At 45.8% G+C, this 17,271-nt stretch carries 20 protein-coding genes, 1 pseudogene and 1 riboswitch; of the genes and pseudogenes, 7 read left to right on the plus strand and 14 right to left on the minus strand.

The genetic code is table 11. The annotated features are described in order from the left end of the window. Window positions 1-223: 223 nt before the first annotated feature. The 3 genes from ACQQ6X_RS20065 (at window position 224) to ACQQ6X_RS20075 (ending at window position 2,185) form a co-directional block, all read left to right on the plus strand. Window positions 224-469, plus strand: a complete 246-nt coding sequence (locus ACQQ6X_RS20065) for a hypothetical protein (protein WP_016820022.1) — start codon at window positions 224-226, stop codon at window positions 467-469. 198 nt (window positions 470-667) lie between these two features. Beyond that, on the plus strand, window positions 668-1,327 hold the full coding sequence (locus tag ACQQ6X_RS20070; RefSeq protein WP_305166836.1) for a futalosine hydrolase: 660 nt from the start codon (window positions 668-670) through the stop codon (window positions 1,325-1,327). Continuing rightward, the gene (locus tag ACQQ6X_RS20075; RefSeq protein WP_305166757.1) at window positions 1,328-2,185 is read left to right on the plus strand and encodes a 1,4-dihydroxy-6-naphthoate synthase; all 858 of its coding nucleotides are present in this window, start codon (window positions 1,328-1,330) and stop codon (window positions 2,183-2,185) included. Window positions 2,186-2,345: 160 nt separating this feature from the next. On the opposite strand, the gene ACQQ6X_RS20080 is transcribed toward ACQQ6X_RS20075, so the two are convergent. From ACQQ6X_RS20080 to ACQQ6X_RS20100, 5 genes are all read right to left on the minus strand, one after another. Beyond that, window positions 2,346-2,666, minus strand: coding sequence for a hypothetical protein (locus ACQQ6X_RS20080; protein ID WP_305166758.1), 321 nt, complete (start codon window positions 2,664-2,666; stop codon window positions 2,346-2,348). A gap of 312 nt (window positions 2,667-2,978) precedes the next feature. Further along, window positions 2,979-3,269: a hypothetical protein gene (locus ACQQ6X_RS20085; RefSeq protein WP_063209523.1), complete on the minus strand. Its 291-nt coding sequence runs from the start codon at window positions 3,267-3,269 to the stop codon at window positions 2,979-2,981. Window positions 3,270-3,287: 18 nt separating this feature from the next. Beyond that, the gene (locus tag ACQQ6X_RS20090; RefSeq protein WP_305166760.1) at window positions 3,288-3,614 is read right to left on the minus strand and encodes a hypothetical protein; all 327 of its coding nucleotides are present in this window, start codon (window positions 3,612-3,614) and stop codon (window positions 3,288-3,290) included. Window positions 3,615-3,693: 79 nt separating this feature from the next. After that, the gene (locus ACQQ6X_RS20095) at window positions 3,694-4,308 is read right to left on the minus strand and encodes a hypothetical protein (protein WP_305166761.1); all 615 of its coding nucleotides are present in this window, start codon (window positions 4,306-4,308) and stop codon (window positions 3,694-3,696) included. A gap of 85 nt (window positions 4,309-4,393) precedes the next feature. Continuing rightward, complete coding sequence (locus ACQQ6X_RS20100; protein ID WP_305166762.1) at window positions 4,394-5,323, minus strand: DMT family transporter; 930 nt, start codon at window positions 5,321-5,323, stop codon at window positions 4,394-4,396. A gap of 146 nt (window positions 5,324-5,469) precedes the next feature. Here ACQQ6X_RS20100 and ACQQ6X_RS20105 point away from each other — a divergent pair, with 146 nt between their 5' ends. Continuing rightward, window positions 5,470-6,348 (plus strand): LysR family transcriptional regulator, encoded by an 879-nt coding sequence (locus tag ACQQ6X_RS20105; protein WP_149034207.1) that lies wholly within the window; start codon window positions 5,470-5,472, stop codon window positions 6,346-6,348. 32 nt (window positions 6,349-6,380) lie between these two features. Here ACQQ6X_RS20105 and ACQQ6X_RS20110 read toward each other — a convergent pair whose 3' ends face one another. The 3 genes and pseudogenes from ACQQ6X_RS20110 to ACQQ6X_RS20120 form a co-directional block, all read right to left on the minus strand. Continuing rightward, on the minus strand, window positions 6,381-7,148 hold the full coding sequence (locus tag ACQQ6X_RS20110) for an S-layer homology domain-containing protein (protein ID WP_305166763.1): 768 nt from the start codon (window positions 7,146-7,148) through the stop codon (window positions 6,381-6,383). Window positions 7,149-7,348: 200 nt separating this feature from the next. Beyond that, window positions 7,349-7,444: pseudogene (locus tag ACQQ6X_RS20115) on the minus strand (iron-sulfur cluster assembly accessory protein); the annotation flags it as partial. A 1,264-nt stretch (window positions 7,445-8,708) separates the two neighbouring features. Then, window positions 8,709-9,068, minus strand: a complete 360-nt coding sequence (locus ACQQ6X_RS20120) for a HesB/IscA family protein (RefSeq protein WP_017427286.1) — start codon at window positions 9,066-9,068, stop codon at window positions 8,709-8,711. A gap of 370 nt (window positions 9,069-9,438) precedes the next feature. Here ACQQ6X_RS20120 and mqnE point away from each other — a divergent pair, with 370 nt between their 5' ends. Both mqnE and ACQQ6X_RS20130 read left to right on the plus strand, forming a co-directional pair. Continuing rightward, a complete protein-coding gene (gene mqnE, locus ACQQ6X_RS20125) occupies window positions 9,439-10,545 on the plus strand; it encodes an aminofutalosine synthase MqnE (protein ID WP_149034210.1) in 1,107 nt (368 codons plus the stop codon). Between the two features lie 205 nt (window positions 10,546-10,750). After that, the gene (locus ACQQ6X_RS20130) at window positions 10,751-11,818 is read left to right on the plus strand and encodes an NAD(P)/FAD-dependent oxidoreductase (RefSeq protein WP_305166765.1); all 1,068 of its coding nucleotides are present in this window, start codon (window positions 10,751-10,753) and stop codon (window positions 11,816-11,818) included. A 114-nt stretch (window positions 11,819-11,932) separates the two neighbouring features. Here ACQQ6X_RS20130 and ACQQ6X_RS20135 read toward each other — a convergent pair whose 3' ends face one another. After that, complete coding sequence (locus ACQQ6X_RS20135; protein WP_305166766.1) at window positions 11,933-12,190, minus strand: YuzB family protein; 258 nt, start codon at window positions 12,188-12,190, stop codon at window positions 11,933-11,935. 87 nt (window positions 12,191-12,277) lie between these two features. On the opposite strand from ACQQ6X_RS20135, the gene ACQQ6X_RS20140 reads away from it, so the two are divergent. After that, window positions 12,278-12,523: a NifU family protein gene (locus tag ACQQ6X_RS20140; protein WP_013372910.1), complete on the plus strand. Its 246-nt coding sequence runs from the start codon at window positions 12,278-12,280 to the stop codon at window positions 12,521-12,523. 90 nt (window positions 12,524-12,613) lie between these two features. Here ACQQ6X_RS20140 and ACQQ6X_RS20145 read toward each other — a convergent pair whose 3' ends face one another. The 5 genes from ACQQ6X_RS20145 to ACQQ6X_RS20165 form a co-directional block, all read right to left on the minus strand. Beyond that, complete coding sequence (locus ACQQ6X_RS20145; RefSeq protein ID WP_305166767.1) at window positions 12,614-13,378, minus strand: SDR family oxidoreductase; 765 nt, start codon at window positions 13,376-13,378, stop codon at window positions 12,614-12,616. A gap of 145 nt (window positions 13,379-13,523) precedes the next feature. Beyond that, a complete protein-coding gene (locus tag ACQQ6X_RS20150; RefSeq protein ID WP_305166768.1) occupies window positions 13,524-14,366 on the minus strand; it encodes a MetQ/NlpA family ABC transporter substrate-binding protein in 843 nt (280 codons plus the stop codon). Window positions 14,367-14,442: 76 nt separating this feature from the next. Next, the gene (locus ACQQ6X_RS20155; protein WP_305166769.1) at window positions 14,443-15,111 is read right to left on the minus strand and encodes a methionine ABC transporter permease; all 669 of its coding nucleotides are present in this window, start codon (window positions 15,109-15,111) and stop codon (window positions 14,443-14,445) included. After that, the gene (locus ACQQ6X_RS20160) at window positions 15,108-16,130 is read right to left on the minus strand and encodes a methionine ABC transporter ATP-binding protein (protein ID WP_305166770.1); all 1,023 of its coding nucleotides are present in this window, start codon (window positions 16,128-16,130) and stop codon (window positions 15,108-15,110) included. Before ACQQ6X_RS20160 ends, ACQQ6X_RS20155 begins: the two co-directional genes overlap by 4 nt. A gap of 134 nt (window positions 16,131-16,264) precedes the next feature. Then, window positions 16,265-16,403, minus strand: a riboswitch (SAM riboswitch). A gap of 127 nt (window positions 16,404-16,530) precedes the next feature. After that, window positions 16,531-17,250: a Cthe_2314 family HEPN domain-containing protein gene (locus ACQQ6X_RS20165; protein WP_305166771.1), complete on the minus strand. Its 720-nt coding sequence runs from the start codon at window positions 17,248-17,250 to the stop codon at window positions 16,531-16,533. Window positions 17,251-17,271 lie beyond the last annotated feature (21 nt).

The raw sequence follows: 17,271 nt of genomic DNA on the forward strand, positions 1-17,271 counted from the left end.
GCAATGTAAAATGTGTGTAAACACAAAATGGATGTTGAAAAGGTCAAACGGATGCTTTACAAAAATAGCATTAAGCGGTACAGTGTTTACGTCTGTTTCATAGAATAGAATGATGAACATGCCTTTTTCAGTTGTTTAAGTTCATTATGATGTGTAATAACCAACGAATAGCCACGTTCAATTGCTGATTTGCACATGGCATGATATAGGGAGGATTTACGTTATGGAACCCAAGAAAACGCCACGCGTACTGCAAAAAAACATCGAATTTTTTACCGCAGCGTTGTCTCAACACCTCGTATCGGTCTGGCAAGAAGACCCTGCAGGCGTATACTGTGAGATAGGCTGTGGATATATCGAATTGTTCAGCAGCGAGATGATTCGCGTGCGCAATCAGGATGGTACCCCAAGCCATTATGACCGCAACATCACAATGTTTCAGCTAATCACAAAAGATCAGCCGATATAATTATTATATGCTTGTCTCCGCTGTTCTTCCAGATAGAATGGTTATATGTTTAAACTACCAATTTTCATATCTACTGAATCTTACTGTTTCCCGAAAAAGCGCCATGGAGCGCTTTTTTTGTCGACTTTTTTTGAACATCGTTTGGAAAAGCAGTATGATAAGAAAGCATATTACCTAAATTTAAAGGGGAATCAACCGATGGAGCATACAACATCAGATGGGCGCATCCTGGTCATGACCGCGGTTGAAGGCGAACGTGAGGCCGTGCTGCGCGGCCTGAAGGGCGACACTCGCTTTGTGGTCGAGCTGGCTGGTGTAGGCGCTCCGTCCGCAGCGGCTTCAACTGCGCAGGCACTGGCGACTGGCGGCTACCGCCTGGTCATCAGCGCCGGTATTGGTGGCGGCTTTGCGGAGGTCGCTGCACTAGAGAGCGTCGTCGTTGCTGACGCGATTATTGCCGCGGACCTGGGGGCAGAGACGGCAGAGGGTTTCAGCAGCGTGGACGAGCTGGGCTTTGGCTCCAGTCGTATTGCCGTGAACGCTGCTGCTACGCAGCGATTTGTTCAGGCGCTGCGTGACGCTGGTCAGATGGCGGTCGCCGGACCGATCCTGACCGTATCGACAGCCACCGGCACGGCGGCAACGGCAGAACGCCTAGCCAAACGCGTTCCCGGAGCTGCTGCTGAAGCGATGGAGGGTTACGGCGTAGCCGTGGCGGCCAACAGGCTGGAGCTGCCGATGATGGAGATTCGCACGATTTCCAATGCTGTTGGTCCACGTGACCGTGCAGCCTGGCGAATCAAAGAGGCTTTGCAAGCGTTGGAAGCCGCATTTTCTACATTAACGGAGGTTATATAGATGCAAATTGCTTTTTCACCATGTCCTAACGACACTTTTGTTTTCCATGCCTTGGCGCATGGATTGATTCCAGGCGCACCTGCGCTGGACATTACATTCGCCGATATCGACGTCACCAACAATCTGGCGATCACACCAGATGGACTTGATATCATGAAAATTTCGTACGCTGCACTCCCATGGGTGCTGGATGAATACGCGTTGTTGCCATGCGGTGGCGCACTGGGCCGGGGTTGCGGGCCGCTCGTGCTGACCAAGGAAGGTTCTGCCGTCGAAGGCCCGGAAGCTCTGTCCGGCAAGCGTGTAGCTGTTCCAAGTGAACGCTCCACTGCCTATCTGCTGTTCCGTCTATGGGCGGCCAAGCATGTGCCTGGGGGTGTCGGCGAGATCGTCGTGATGCCGTTCGACCAAATTATGCCTGCTGTCCGTGACGGAAAGATAGATGCAGGATTGGTTATTCATGAAGCACGCTTTACCTATCCGTCCTATGGACTGAGCAAGCAAGTTGACCTGGGGAACTGGTGGGAAGAAGATACAGGGCTGCCGATCCCGCTCGGAGCTATTATTGCCCGTCGTACGCTGGATCTAGATGCGATCACCAACTGGATACGCGCCTCTGTCGAATATGCCTGGAAGCATCCCGAAGCTTCGCGTGAATATGTATTGTCTCATGCGCAGGAGCTATCACCCGATGTCGCCCAATCGCATATTGATCTGTACGTGAATGATTTTACCGCCAATCTGGGCGATAGCGGGTATGCCGCCATCGAAGCCTTGCTCGGTCGTGCCGCGCAGGAAGGACTGGTGCCTTCGTTTGATTTAGCCAAACTGCGCCTTGCCTCCACAACAACACGTTAAAGACGCAGACATGCCATGCATGCTATCTCATGAATAGAGCAGCTTAAACATATAAAACCTCCCGAACGAGCACATTTCCTAGCCATGCGCCCCATTCGGGAGGTTTTATGATTTCAGTTGATGATACAAATCTTCATGAGATCTCGCTTGATCCTTATTCTTAGCTCTGTTCTTGCTCTACGACCTCAGTCTTAAACACATTATCCAGTTTAGTGCCCAATCGTTTGACCAGCGGCACCTTGATATCCCGACTCAGTTCCTTGAAAAAAGCGTCCATATCACAATTAATCTTACCCAGCACGACCTTCACAGTACCCTCTTCCAAAATCTGCCCATTCAGCTCCTCAGGTACTGTAACCGAGATATCATACTTCTTGCATAACGTTTTAATGTAGCGGCTAAAGATTTCAATAAGCTCCTCATTGTTGAACTTCTCAACTGCAACTTGCCCTTTGTTCGTAAATTTCAAATTCACTCTCACGTTAGCATTACCCCTTTTCCTTTTGACCATTTATTTTGGATAAACGTTGAACCCTTCAGAGGCTCTTCAAAGAAAGGGCCTTACCGGTCGTTTTAGACTCTTGTCCTTTGATATACTAAGTATAACACATTAAGTTCGTTTTCATTTCTCAACTTGTCGTTTTATGATAAAAAATGATACATTTTGCGCATTTTCAGCATAATTTCTTTCTTTTCATGCCAATCATTAGGAAATGTTTATACACAAATACACAAGAAAACGCCTATCTCGCAAAAGAAAGACGTTTCCGTATAGAGCTTAAGCAGTATGCACTTATAGAGGTTTCGTACATTCCCAACCGTGTGAACGATACTCACGCACAGCATCTCGTAGATCCTCAATATCATCTGTATGCAGCAAAACAGCAGGTAGAATTACCCAATATTCATTTGCCTCTAAGTCAATAAATACGTCCTCGACATCATAATATTGCATATCACCAAATGCTGTATCCCTGATTTTCTGTCCAACCAAAGGTGTAAAAGGGGAATCAAATGTTTTGATCACCTTCGTATATTCCTTTACACCTGTTGCCGAGATTTGCTGTGAAATAATGACGCTCAATGGTGTTACCTCCCTGACCTAATAATGCTCATTATAACCTTCTCTCAGACCTTCTACAAAACCATGCGCGAAAAAAATCATAAAAATCAATAAGCCAATGCCAATGGCAACGGAACTGATGACGATAATGAGGATGCCCTGCGTGTTTCTTTGTTCCATCTTTTTAGTCAAAATTCCGAAAACAAGTCCGATAATCCCAAGCAAGCCGCCAATGACAAAAAAACTAAATACGAACCCCAAACCTGAAAAAATCCAGCCAAATAGAGCGAGCACCCAGCCCTGCGGCTGCGGCTCACTCTGTTTCATCTGCCAGCGTTCCCTCGCTGTAGGTGTATATCTGTTCATTTCTTAGCTCCCCCGCTCAATTTGCAATCCTTTAGAAAAAAACTGTAATGCCCAGCATCGAAATAACCTTTGGTTCCTCCTATTGCTGTCCAGTGAGCTTAAACGTGCCGCCTTCCCGCTTACCAAGCGGATAATTTTGAACTGTCATTTCAACCTTCGTATTCTTATCCCATACCGGAAGCTTGTCAGATGTACCGTACTTTTTCATAACTATATTTATGACTTCCTCGGCCTTCTTCGTCAATGCAGCAGAGGACATATTATATTTGCCATAACCTTGATAAGCACCACCAAAACCAAGATCAGGTTGATTGTTCACATTCAGGAGCACACTCTTTAACTTGCCATCCTCTGCCACATCAAAGGTCACTTTTTCCAATACAAAATCATCGGTAACGACAGATGTCTGCTCTAACAGATGCGTTATGGATGACAGGTTGGTTGCTAACCTAACTTTTCCCAGCAGCGCTTCTGTATCATTTTGTTGCTTGGTTAATGCTTGTGTTGTCTGTTTTAGCGATGAATTCGCTATAGTTAAAGAATTGACCTTCGTATTCAGATTATAGTTCCATACTGCCAAGGCTATACAGCCTAGTACAGCTACTCCTGAAATGACCGTTGCCACAACTGCCAGCTTACGAATTGACTGTGGTTGCGGCTCCATAGTCTGAGTATGACCACTTAACTCTCCCATACCAAACTTCCTCTCTATTTATATAGTCACATTTTACTATTCTCCCCTCTGATATTCTAGTATATTTTTCCTAATTCTATATTTTCTAAGCATTTGTACAGGAATTCGTTTTATCAGCTTTCGAGCTTTGGTTCGCTCTTTTCCCGGGAGAAGCTGTATTTACCAGATATACACTACCTGCAATCAGCACCAGCCCCACGACAAATGTCAAAGTGAGTGATTCCCTGAGCATGACCATACTAAAGATCGTAGATAGCACCGGAATCATAAAGGTATAAGAGCCGACGGTTCCTGCGTCCCCGTTGTCGATCAGTTTAAAATAAATCAGCCAGCCCATCGCAATTACAAATATCGAAATAAACAATAGAATCGTAATAAATGAGGTCGTCCAGTGGATGTCGCTCCATTTTTCGGTCGTAAACCCAATTCCATTGAGTATGATTCCTCCCAGAATAAGCTGCATCGTCACCGCCCAAATGGAATCCAGTTGTTTGCTTTTTTTCTTCATATAAATCGTGCCGATTGCCCAGCACAGTCCTGAGGCTAGACCCAACACAATGCCCAGCACAGACAAATGACCTGCCATTCCGCCTGAGCTAATCACGATTACTCCGCCAAAACCCAGTACCAATCCAATGACCTTCAGGGGAAACATGCGCTCTCCCAACCACATCCACGAGAATAACCCCAACAAAATCGGCTGAAGGAATACTAAAGTGGAAAACAACCCAGCAGGCAGATAACGCAGCCCTACCGTCTGCAAACCATAGTAGCCTGCAATATTAAATATAGCTAACACCAGATAAGTCCAAGCATTTTGTCTAAGGCGTAAACCTTCCCGGTTACGTATAGCGAACAACAGCAGAATTACACCACCCAGCAGCGTACGGATTCCTGAAAAAAATATCGGCGGCGTATCTGGCAAAGCCAGCTTGGTCAACGGCCAGTTGATCCCCCATACCATCACTAATATCAAGACAAGCCACAGCGTAGCTTTAGGCGTTAATTTTTTCATAGATGTCTCTCTCCTTAGAAATTCATTACACATTGCTTACGACTATCATCTGGATAGCCGTTTGCAATGCTTTGCTTTACTAGCTTATACTGTGGTCACTAATAAATAAAATGAATGTTTTCAATAAGGGAGATAACTTTTCACTTATGACTATTACTCAGATTATGATCTTTGTTCGCGTAGCTGAAACGCTAAACTTTACCCAAACGGCCCACGAGCTGCATATGACGCAACCTGCGGTCAGCCATGCCATCGCCAGTATCGAGAACGAGCTCGATGTCCAGCTATTGCTGCGCGATCGAAAAAAAGGCGTGCTCCTGACAGAAATCGGACAAAAGGTGCTGCTGCAATTCCGCATGGTGCTGCAAAACATGGAAAAAGTGCAGCAGCAGGTGGCCGCTGAAAAAGGCTTGGACGTAGGTACAATCACGATTGGTGCCTTTCCTTCTGCCTCAGCCTATTTTCTGCCCCCCATTATTCACCATATTCGTCAGCACTATCCGAACCTTGTTTTCGATTTACATGAAGGCTCTACGAATGAAGTCAAGGAGTGGGTGCATTCCAGAGAAATTGAAGCGGGCATTATCCTGTTGCCAGACCCAGAGGTGGATGTAATCCCCTTATGTCAGGATGACATGGTCATTCTGCTGCCAGACGGTCACCCTTTTCAATCACACAACAAAATCGCCATTCGAGACTTGAATCAACAGGATATGATCTTTTGTAAAGGCGGACATGAGGTCGCCATTATGGAAGGTTTTGAACGCGAACAAAGTCAATTGCAGGCACAGTTCATTACTCACAATATCAGCACGCTGGTCAGCATGGTCCGACAGGGACTAGGTATGGGCATTGTCTCTTCACTCGCCTTGTCCACGTTCCCGCACGATCTGACCGTCAAGGAAACCACGCCCCTGATCACGCGCCAAATCGGTATCGCTGTACCGTCCCTGCCCAATGCTTCACTTGCTGTTCAGTTATTTGTGCGTACTGCACAGGAGCTGTTTACGGATTTGAAGCAATAGGGATAGCGCTTCCTGTTTACAGCCTTTATAAATCACTTGGTTGTGGCATTGTACAAACGCTGTAAAACAATAACAGCTTCGGCCCGTGTGACCTGCGCTTTTGGGTGAAGGTATCCATTATCAGCGGTAAGGACACCCATCTTGGTAAGGGTGTAGAATGCTTCTGCCTTTTGATCTTGGGAATCTCCATCATAGGAGTACTCTTCTCCCGTTGTGTCGATGTACAGTACCGGATAGTAGGCTGAGAAATTGTCTTTGTAATTTGCCTGACGAACTTTCATATCGTTGTACTGTGCAGCTGAGGAAATTACCTCTGCAATTTCAGGGTGAAGAGTCTGCTTGGTATAGTCTGTTCGAACAGAAGCAATCATCATCATATCCCAGCGGGTCAGCGGTTTGTCGGGCTTGACATAGAATTGGTAGTTTGGATATTTGCCCCCCACACTTTCAGCAAACGGCCACACATAATCCCCGTTGAATATGGCTGCGAAATCTTGATTCGCCCAGTGCTTGCGCGCATCCGCAAACTCTGAAGATTTACCAGCTGAATAATTGATTTCTGGAAAAAGTTTATGAAACATATGGACAAATTCCGCCTTTGTTATGGTTTTGCCTGGCTTGAAGGTCCCATCCGTATAGCCGCTGACAACTCCTTTGTCGACCATCGAACGAATGGATTCGGCAGCCCATTCATATTTTGTACCATTCACATCAGAAAACGTATGTGCCGCCAATGCAGATTGACTGAACAACAGTGTCACCGCAACCACAGGGGTAATCAGCCATTTCTTTTTCAACATCTTTTTCCACTTCCTTTAGGTAAATTTATGTATAAAATAGTTCTTCCGACTCAATGTTATATCGGTATTTCTAAACAAAAGATAAACAACAACACAAAAATGACCTTCGCAACGAGTAAAATTCGTTACAAAGGTCGTTATCCGTAATCTATAGCCTAAACGCGTGTCTATAGACATAATTTAGACCACCACTCGAAAAATTAACAAGGTTCTTCGCTTGGTTTCCCTGCATCTGTAGCTGTACGGAAGCTTGAACCACAACCGCATGTAGCTACAGCATTTTGATTATGAATGGTTAATCTGGCGTTAGGCTCACGTTCGGCCAAAACCGCGTCAGATCAACGTTTTTGAGCGTTAAACGGGATTGTTAATACGCACGACTACTTGTTAATCACACGCCGCTACAGCGTATAATCACGTTAATCGTATTTTTCCATTTTTCCTTTAAAGGAAACCTCGCAAGCACCCAGTACCCCAAAAAGCCAACCAGATACGCAAACAGATCAAACGGATCACTGACTGACTCTTTATATAAGGGCGTTATGTACTCCCAAAACACTCCCGAAAACATCACTAGCAGTAGACACCACCAGAAGTTGCTTGCTATTTGTCGTATTGTTAGGAAGTAAACGATGCTTACAAAAGAGATTAATAAAGCAGGTGCTAGTAAATCATTATAGTACCCCGCGAAAAACCAACTTAGCGGCCCTTCAAGTCCTTTAAATAAGGCTTCGTTCGCTCCGTATAAAATGAGGCACAGGAGGATCACAAACATTTCACGAACTAGCCTTCTATCAAAAAATACTAGCATCTAGCAGAACGATAGGATTACTACAGCTAGAACAATCCCTAATGCAATAGTGATAATTTGTTTCATTTATAACACTCCGTTTCCATTTTCATAGTACATCCTATGCTATATTTCTATATCTATAAAGTTAGCCTCAATAAATCTAGACATATTTTACTATGGAATCAGCCTGTAATCTAGTATAAATTTCCTATGTAGGGGAAAACGGACCCGCCTATGCAGTATCGTGCATATGAATCCGGCCGTATTTTCTTAAGACTGGAATAACGCACCTTATCGAGCTTCGTATACGCGACATGATCCCGAATTATTTCCGTCGTGATTCCTCGACCTATTAATCTCCGGGTGTTTCTCACGTAATCGATTGAGAAAATACCTGTAGCGTAGTCCTTGAGCCAGCGTTCATGTAAGCCCTCCGACTTCTTCGCACTTATAACGAAGTCGATCGCTTGCTCATGTGATAATTGTGATACTCGCGCACTAACCTTCCGCCAGCGGCACTCATTTTTCAGGTTTCTTTAACGCCATAATAAAGAAGACCTCCACATATGTATAGTACGTGACTATACCCTGTAGAGGTCGTAATTCGCAACCCTAAATCGCATGTTTTGGAGTTGTTAACGTTCATCATACGGGATTGTCAACACTCAAAGTCCCGCCGTGATCCGCATCCCCGAACACTTATTTCGTAGGCTAACGCATCGGCCTCCGAACAGATCATCGGAAGACAAAACGTTATATAGCGCGGTTTAACAAGGTTCTTCGCTTGGTTTTCCTGCATCAGTAGCTGTACGGAAGCTTGAACCACAGCCGCATGTAGCTACAGCGTTTGGATTATGAATGGTAAAGCCGCCGGACATACCGGACTCTTCAAAGTCGATTTCCAGACCGTCCAGGTAGCGGATGCTTTCCTTTTCCACGACTACTTTCATATCCTGTACATTCATATATATATCCTGATCCGTCTCGTTGTCGTCAAAGCCCATGGCGTACGAAAATCCGGTACAACCACCTGGCGTAACACCCAGACGTAAAAACATATTCGGCGTTTCCTGCTGCTCCAGCATTTCTTTCAGGCGTTCAGCAGCGGAATCGGTGATGTTAATCATAGCTCCATCCTCCTCTTTTACTTCATGCTCCCCTTCAGTATACTCTCTTATTTGCAGGTGCTCAAGTCATGGAATGTCCTTCCGTTACAGGCTTAAACACCTCTTTTTCTACTCGTTTGTATTGAACACCGGTGGTGTGAGGTTTATAATAGGTGAAGAGTGTGTTAAAGAAACTGTCGGAAATTTGTCATTTCAAAGGCGAAATTATGAGACATCCATCATTGTAGCCTGGCATTGTAACATTTTTCACATATCGTATATCCGCGCTGCCGGATTCTACCGACGGAACGGGACATCCTGTGCGCATCAAGCGCTTGAGCCGCTATTTGGCGGACAGTCTCGCACAGAGCAACTTGAAGGAGGAATAGGCATGTCCACATTAGTTACACCTTTTACAGACCGCAGAATGGCGGAAATTGTAGAAAAGGTACAAAACGGGATTCGTTTGAACCTCGAAGATGGTATATATTTGTATGAAACTGACGATATTCTCACACTGGGTCAGTTGGCTAACGAAGCTAATTTACGCAAGAATGGAAAAAAGGTTTATTTTATCGAAAACATGAGCCTGTACTTCACCAATGTATGCGAAGCGCGCTGTGCGTTCTGCAATTTCCGTAAGGATCAGGGGGAGGAAGGCTCTTATACGTTGTCCGGGCAGGAAATGATTGATTATGTAGAGCAACATATCCATCCGGGTGTGAGAGAATTTCATATCGTCGGCGGTCATAATAATCATGTGCCTTTCCAGTACTATGTAGATTCACTGAAGGCGCTGAATGAAAAGTATCCCAACGTTACACTAAAAGCTTACACTGCAGCGGAAATTGACTTTTTCACACGCATAAGCGGCTTGAGTATTAAAGAAGTTCTTCAAGAACTGCAAAAGGCAGGACTTCAATCCCTGACTGGCGGTGGCGCAGAAATCTTATCTGATGAATATCGGAAAAAGATGCGTGTTACGAAAGCCAATGTGGACCGCTATCTTGAAGTACATCGTACAGCCCACAATCTCGGTATGAAAACTCATACGACTATGCTGTACGGTTCAGTCGAAACCTATCAGGATCGGATTGAGCATATGCTGCAAATTCGTGAATTGCAGGACGAAACGAACGGATTTATGGTATTTATCCCATTGTCCATGCAGCCGAAAAGCAAAAACGCCAACATCATGCGTCGCAACTCTGCTTACGAGGACCTCAAAACCATTGCGATCAGCCGCTTGATGCTGGACAATATCGACCATGTCAAAGCTTACTTCATTAACATCGGCCCGCAATTGACGCAGGTCGCTCTTACCTTTGGTGCATCCGATGTCCATGGTACGATTGTGCGCGAGCAGATCAGCCATGCCGCAGGTGCGTTAACCCCTGCTGGATTGACCCGTAAAGAGCTAATCTGGCTGGTCAAAGGCGCTGGACGCATTCCTGTAGAACGGGACACCTTCTATAACGAAATCGAAGTTTTCGAATAAGTGTAACATCGGATTCAGATTTCCCGCGTGCATTTTCTCCCCAATACTCACACTATGCAGCCTCAAGCTGCCTCGGAACACGCCGGTCTGTCTACCTCAGGCAGACCCGCTTACCGGGTTTTACAACACATTAAAACTTGTGCTAGATCGACAAGACACCAGACCACTTGCCGGGGACACGGTAACGAAAGGACGGCGGATTTTGATGAAAAATTTCGTTATTCTGGGAGGCGGCTATGGCGGCCTTACCATTGCCAAAGAATTGCTGGATAAACATATTCCCGACAATATTCAAATTATTTTGGTGGATCGAATGCCCTTTCAGGGATTGAAAACAGAATACTATGCCCTCGCAGCAGGTACGGTATCTGATTTTGATTTGCGAGTGCATTTTCCAGATGAACAACGCCTTATTCGCAGATACGGCGAAGTCACTTCGATGGATCTTGAGAATAAAATGGTTCATTTTCAAGACGGTGAGCCCTTGTCCTATGACCAGCTTGTCATTGCGCTAGGCTGTACCGATCGCTTTCATAATACACCAGGGGCAGAGGAATACAGCTGTACGATCCAGTCCTTTAATCATACCCGTCAAACCTATCTTCGCTTGAATGAAATCAAGCCTTATGGACACGTCCATATTGTAGGTGGCGGTCTAAGTGGTGTTGAGATTGCTGCGGAGTTACGTGAAAGCCGCGTGGATTTGAATATTACGATTATGGATCGGGGCGAGCGGGTGCTATCAGCATTTCCGCAACGTTTGTCTGCCTATGTACATGCCTGGTTTAAGGAGCATCAAGTGAATGCGCTGAATCATGTTGCGGTTTCCCGAATTGAACCAGGGGCTATTTACAACCATGACGAGCAAATCACGACCGATGCAGTTGTATGGACGGCTGGGATTCAGCCCGTAAAAATAGTGCAGGATTTAGCGGTTCCTAAAGATCCTCAAGGCCGTATCGTGCTCAACGAATATTATCAAATACCGGACCATCCTGAAGTGTACGTCGTCGGAGACTGTGCGAGTCTTCCTTACTCTCCAAGCGCTCAGGCGGCAGAGGTGCAAGGAGAGCAGATTGCCCACATTGTGCGCGACCTGTGGAAAGGTCAAACACCTCACCCGCATCCTCTAAAGCTACGCGGTACATTAGGTGCGCTGGGCAAGAAGGCCGGATTCGGTTATGGCTTCATGGGCAGCACCTCTTTGCGTGGACGAGTGCCGCGTCTGCTGAAAAGTGGTGTCCTCTGGAAGTCCAAACGCCATTTTGGCTAATTGGATCTTTAATCAGCAAAAAAGACCTGCTCTGGAAGCAGGTCTTTTTTTGTTTGTCCATCTATAGATGATGGATATATTCTACCAGAGGAAACGGGCTTGCGGAGACTCTTTTTAATCCAAATTCAGATTGTCCCATGCTTCGGCCTCTCTAATTTTGTTCATAATCACTTCGTACAGAAGCTCTGCTGACTCTGCAGATACAATTTCACCGTTAACCATCGCATAAGGCTCGGCGTTGCACTGACCGCAATTACTTAGGCAGCCGTATTCAATCACATCATAATCTGGATTTTGTTCCAGTTTTGCCATGATCTCATCGGTACCAAAATGCATGTTACTGGTGCAAAATTCAATAATAGGTCTTAACATTTTTTCACCTGCTTTGGATGACGGGCATTTTAATTTGGCCCGCTTTGTAATATAATAAATAGGGTATAGGAAAGGAGTTGAATTCTAATGAGCGAAGCACAAAGCGTTCAGATGTATGATGAAGTAGCAGACGTACTGGATAAGCTCCGTCCGTTCCTGCAACGCGATGGCGGTGACGTTGAGCTGGTTGACGTTGAAGACGGCATCGTTAAGCTGAAGCTGGTAGGTGCTTGCGGCAGTTGCCCAAGTTCTACAATTACGCTGAAAGCAGGGATTGAACGCGCTCTTCTCGAAGAAGTTGAAGGCGTCCAAGAAGTGGTACAAGTATTCTAATGCTTGATGCATAATGATCAGAGAGTCTTGAGTTCGGTAACGAAGCTCAAGACTCTTTTTTGTATTACAGCCTCTGAAGCTTTGCCAAGCTTATATCGTTGGCCGAATGGGGTCCAAGCCTCCAGACACATCCATAATATTGCCTGTTATAAAATCTGAGTGCTCCTCACACAAATAAGCAATCACTCGGGCAATGTCCTCTCCGCTTCCCGGACGCCCACGCGGTGTCTCTTTATCCTGCATGCCAATGACATCGGCAATCGACTTTTCCTTGTTCGCTCCTCGGATATCCCCTGGACAGATCATATTGACCGTGATGCCATAAGGAGCTTCCTCAACAGCCAGTGACTTCGTAAAAGACACCAGTCCCACCTTGGCAGCTGCGTAGACGGCTCGATGCGGCCAAGCCCTCGCTTCTCCAGCATGACCAAAGCCAAAATGAATAATACGTCCCCATTGTTGGCTACGCATGTGCGGCAATACCAAATGATCCAGCAACATGGTACCCACTAGATTTCCCTTTATCATGGCGTGAATCTCAGCTACACTGTAATCCGCAAACAAACGGCGTTCCCGGATGAAGGGCCCGGCATTATTCACCATAATATCGACCCCGCCCAGCCGATCCTGCACCTCACCGATCAGCCTCGTAATATCTTCCTGAACCGAGATATCTGCTTGTAAAGACAGGCAGCGGACTCCCTTTGACTCAATGTCCTGCTTAAGCGATTCGGCTTCAGCCTGACTATGCACATAATTCAGCGCAATGTCACAGCCTTCATCAGCCAGACGCAGAGCGGTCATTTTACCTAAACCTTTGGCACTGCCCGTTATGAGTGCGACTTTGTCTCTCAACAGTTTTCCTCCTCTTCACAGAGAACGGTCACCCCCAAGTATAAAATATTTGAGCATTCCCTACAACTCTCAGCCAAAAAGAACCCCCAGTCCTCTTGTTCAAGAGAATCTGGGGGTTACGATCAAGCGCATTTTTGTTTTCTGCTTAAAATGCAGGGATAATAGCGCCTTGATATTTGTCTTCAATGAATTTTTTAGTTTCTGGAGATTGCAAAGCTTTAAGCAGTTTCTGGATCGCTTCGGAATCTTTATTATCAGGACGTGCTACCAGTACGTTAGCATATGGAGAATCTTTGTCTTCCAGCGCCAGTGCGTCCTTGGTCGGATTCAGTTTAGCTTCCAGAGCGTAGTTCGTATTGATCAACGCAATATCCACTTCAGGCAACTGACGTGGCAGCATTGCTGCTTCCAACTCCTTGAATATCAGGTTTTTCTTATTTTCAGTAATATCTTTTACAGTAGCTTCAATGTTACTTGAGTCTTTCAGCTTGATCAGACCTTGTTTCTCCAACAGCAGCAATGCCCGGCCTCCATTAGTTGCATCGTTCGGAATCGCTACCGTTGCACCGTCTGGAAGTTCATCAAGCTTTTTATATTTTTGAGAGTAGATACCGAATGGCTCCAGATGAACGGCGCCAACAGATACCAGGTTCATTTTACGCTCTTTGTTCATCACATTCAGGTAAGGTACATGTTGATAAAAGTTAGCATCCAGTTGCTTGTCGAACAATTGCACGTTCGGCTGTACATAGTCGTTAAACTGAACGACTTGAAGGCGTACTCCTTCTTTTTCCAATTGAGGCTTGATCGCTTCCAAAATTTCCGCATGTGGCACAGGAGAAGCTCCAACTTTCAGTTCGACTTCACGTGGTGACCCGCCAGTATTTTCAGCCGCATTGTTTGTAGCTGATGTTGTGCTTTTTGTACCGCAAGCAGCCAGTACCGCAATTAATGTCAAGCTCAATACCGCCAATACCCATTTCTTCATGTTGTTACCCCTCCAATAATTTGTAGTATTCAGGATCAGACGTCCTGACCAATAAGGATATCTATATATGTTTTCCCTATTTTCGAGTATAATGCCGCACGAGGCGATCTCCTGCCATTTGCAGCAGTTGTACCAATACGACCATTAGCACGACAGCAACAATCATTACAGCCGTTTCGTAACGATAATAGCCGTAGTTGATAGCCAGCGTACCCAGTCCACCGCCCCCGATCATACCGGACATTGCCGTGTACGATACGAGGGTAACGACAGTAATGGTTAATGCGGCCAGCAGGCCTGGAAGTGCTTCGCGTAACAGCACACGCCGGATAATTTGTCCTGTCGAGGCCCCCATCGCTTGTGCAGCCTCAATGACACCCTTGTCCACTTCACGCAGAGACGTTTCGACAAGACGTGCAAAGAATGGGGCAGCCCCGATAACCAATGGCGGGATGGTTCCCAGTACCCCGGTGGAGGTACCTACCAACGATCGTGTAAAAGGAATAAGTGCAACGATCAAAATGATAAATGGTACAGAACGCAAAATATTAACGATGAAGGATAATATAATGTATATCACCTTCATCAGAGTCAACGAGGAACGGCTTGCCAAAAACAACAATATACCGAGCGGCAATCCAATAACGAGGGTGAACAATGCAGATGCTCCGAGCATCTGAAGGGTTTCCAGCGTAGAATTCCCTAGCTCTTCCCAACTCACTTGTGAAAAATCAAGTTCGCTCATTGTCCGATCACCTCCACATCAAGTCCTTGCCCAGACACTTCGCGCAGCGTGTGCTCTATATCTGTAGGGTTTCCTTCAAAACGAACGATCAGCTGTCCATACGGTACGTTCTTAATCGTAGAGATGGTTCCCTGCAAGATTGCAAAATCAACCCCTGTACTTCGAGCCGTACGCGACAGAATCGCATCATAAGTTTTGCTACCCAAGAAGGAGATACGCACCACCTGCGCCGATTCCCCGCTACCTGCGGCTGCAATTGCTGCTTGCAACTCCTCGGGATGTTCTGCCTCCCGCTGGATAAAGTCCTTAGTCACCTGGTGCTGTGGCTTCAAAAATACTTCTGCCACCGGGCCCTGCTCCACGATATCCCCCTGATGAATGACGCCAACCCGATCACAAATACTTTGGATGACATGCATCTCATGGGTAATCAATACGATGGTCAAATTAAAGCGCTGATTAATATCCAGCAGCAATTTCAGGATAGAGCCTGTCGTCTGCGGATCAAGCGCAGACGTCGCTTCGTCACACAGCAACACATGAGGATCACTAGCCAGTGCCCGTGCAATTCCTACCCGCTGCTTCTGTCCACCTGAAAGCTGTGACGGATACTTTCCACTGTGTTCTTTTAGCCCCACCAGCTCCAGCAGCTCGTGAACTTTCTTGTCCACCTCCTGCTTAGGGGTGTTTACCAGACGCAATGGAAATGCAATGTTGTCATAGACCGTTGCTGATGACAACAAATTAAAATGTTGAAAAATCATTCCGATTTTTCGACGTTGCTTCTGTAACTGGGATTGACTTACAGTCACAAGGTTTACCCCATCTACCCATACTTCACCTGAAGTAGGACGCTCCAATAAATTAATACAGCGGATCAATGTACTTTTGCCCGCCCCGGAGTGACCAATCACCCCGAATATTTCTCCCCGCTTTATAGAAAGGTTCAACCCGGACAGCGCATCAACGCGTCGGTTACCTTTACCATAATGCTTGGTTAATTGCTTAAGTTCTATCAACGTGCTGCGACCTCCTTCACTTCTTCCTTACCCTTTTAACCAGTTGTCATCTCTCAGGATTGTATAAATTCGCTATTTATTTATACAAAAAAGCCCCTTTCACAGAATGAAAAGGGCCCCACCTTGCGAACCTTTTCTCATCTGCCAAAACCGCAATAACTCTAGCGGTTTTGTAGGAATTAGCACCATATGTTCCCTCCCGGTGCATTACACCGGGAAAGAACGGGTTGCCGGGCTTCATCGGGCCAGTCCCTCCACCTCTCTGGATAAGAAAAATATGTTAAACTCCAGCTTTAGCTGTCCGTTAGTTTATGTTAGAAATAATTCAAGCATTTTTCTGAAACTAGGTTTCAGTATAGTTAGTTTACATTGCTTTGTCAAAGGATATTTTCTGTCATAATTATGGGCGTACTGCCCGGTTCTCCCAATGTTTCGTAGTATAAGAAAAAACGTTGGACAGCGACCGGCACACCATTTCCAAACCCAACTGCAAATCTTCCAGATGGTGATCGAGGTCCTCCAGTTGGATTTTGCCATATAAAGCACGGTGTCGTTGCCAGAGATCATCCTGCATTTCCGTATTCATATAGTGTATCTCCGTATTTCGCCGCTTACGTAGCCGATTGATAGCATCGTTGTATGTGTCCTTGATGTCATTTAGATTATCGGTCAATGCAGGATGCATTTTGAGATACTTGAGCTGTCGCAACACAGTAAAATAAGAATAGTGCGCCTTATACTGCCCTGTTTTTAAATCATACAGGTCATTCATCCAGTTACCAAGCTTATCCAAAATGGAAAATACTCGCACAAACCCATCCTTATAAAAGAAAACATATAAAGCATAATCGGATTTTTCATCCTTGCTCATATCTTCGGCGTATCCGGCTTTTACTTTCATACGGAAGAAGGCGGCAGCATGATGGCTCTGCTCCAGTTCATCCAAAGACGACATCAGGCCACGTGTCAAAATTTCTGCCTTCCGAAAGTCATGCGTTGGATCACCACTGGTCTGAATTTGCCTTTCCAGCAAATGTAACATGTCTGACATGCTATTCATGGCATCCAGCAGGAGACCACTGTTTACACGTGGGGGCTCGCCCAACAGCTTGCGTATCATGCTCACGCCTCCTTCATATCT

It is taken from the genome of Paenibacillus ottowii (genome assembly GCF_050516475.1).
GTDB classification, from domain to species: domain Bacteria; phylum Bacillota; class Bacilli; order Paenibacillales; family Paenibacillaceae; genus Paenibacillus; species Paenibacillus ottowii.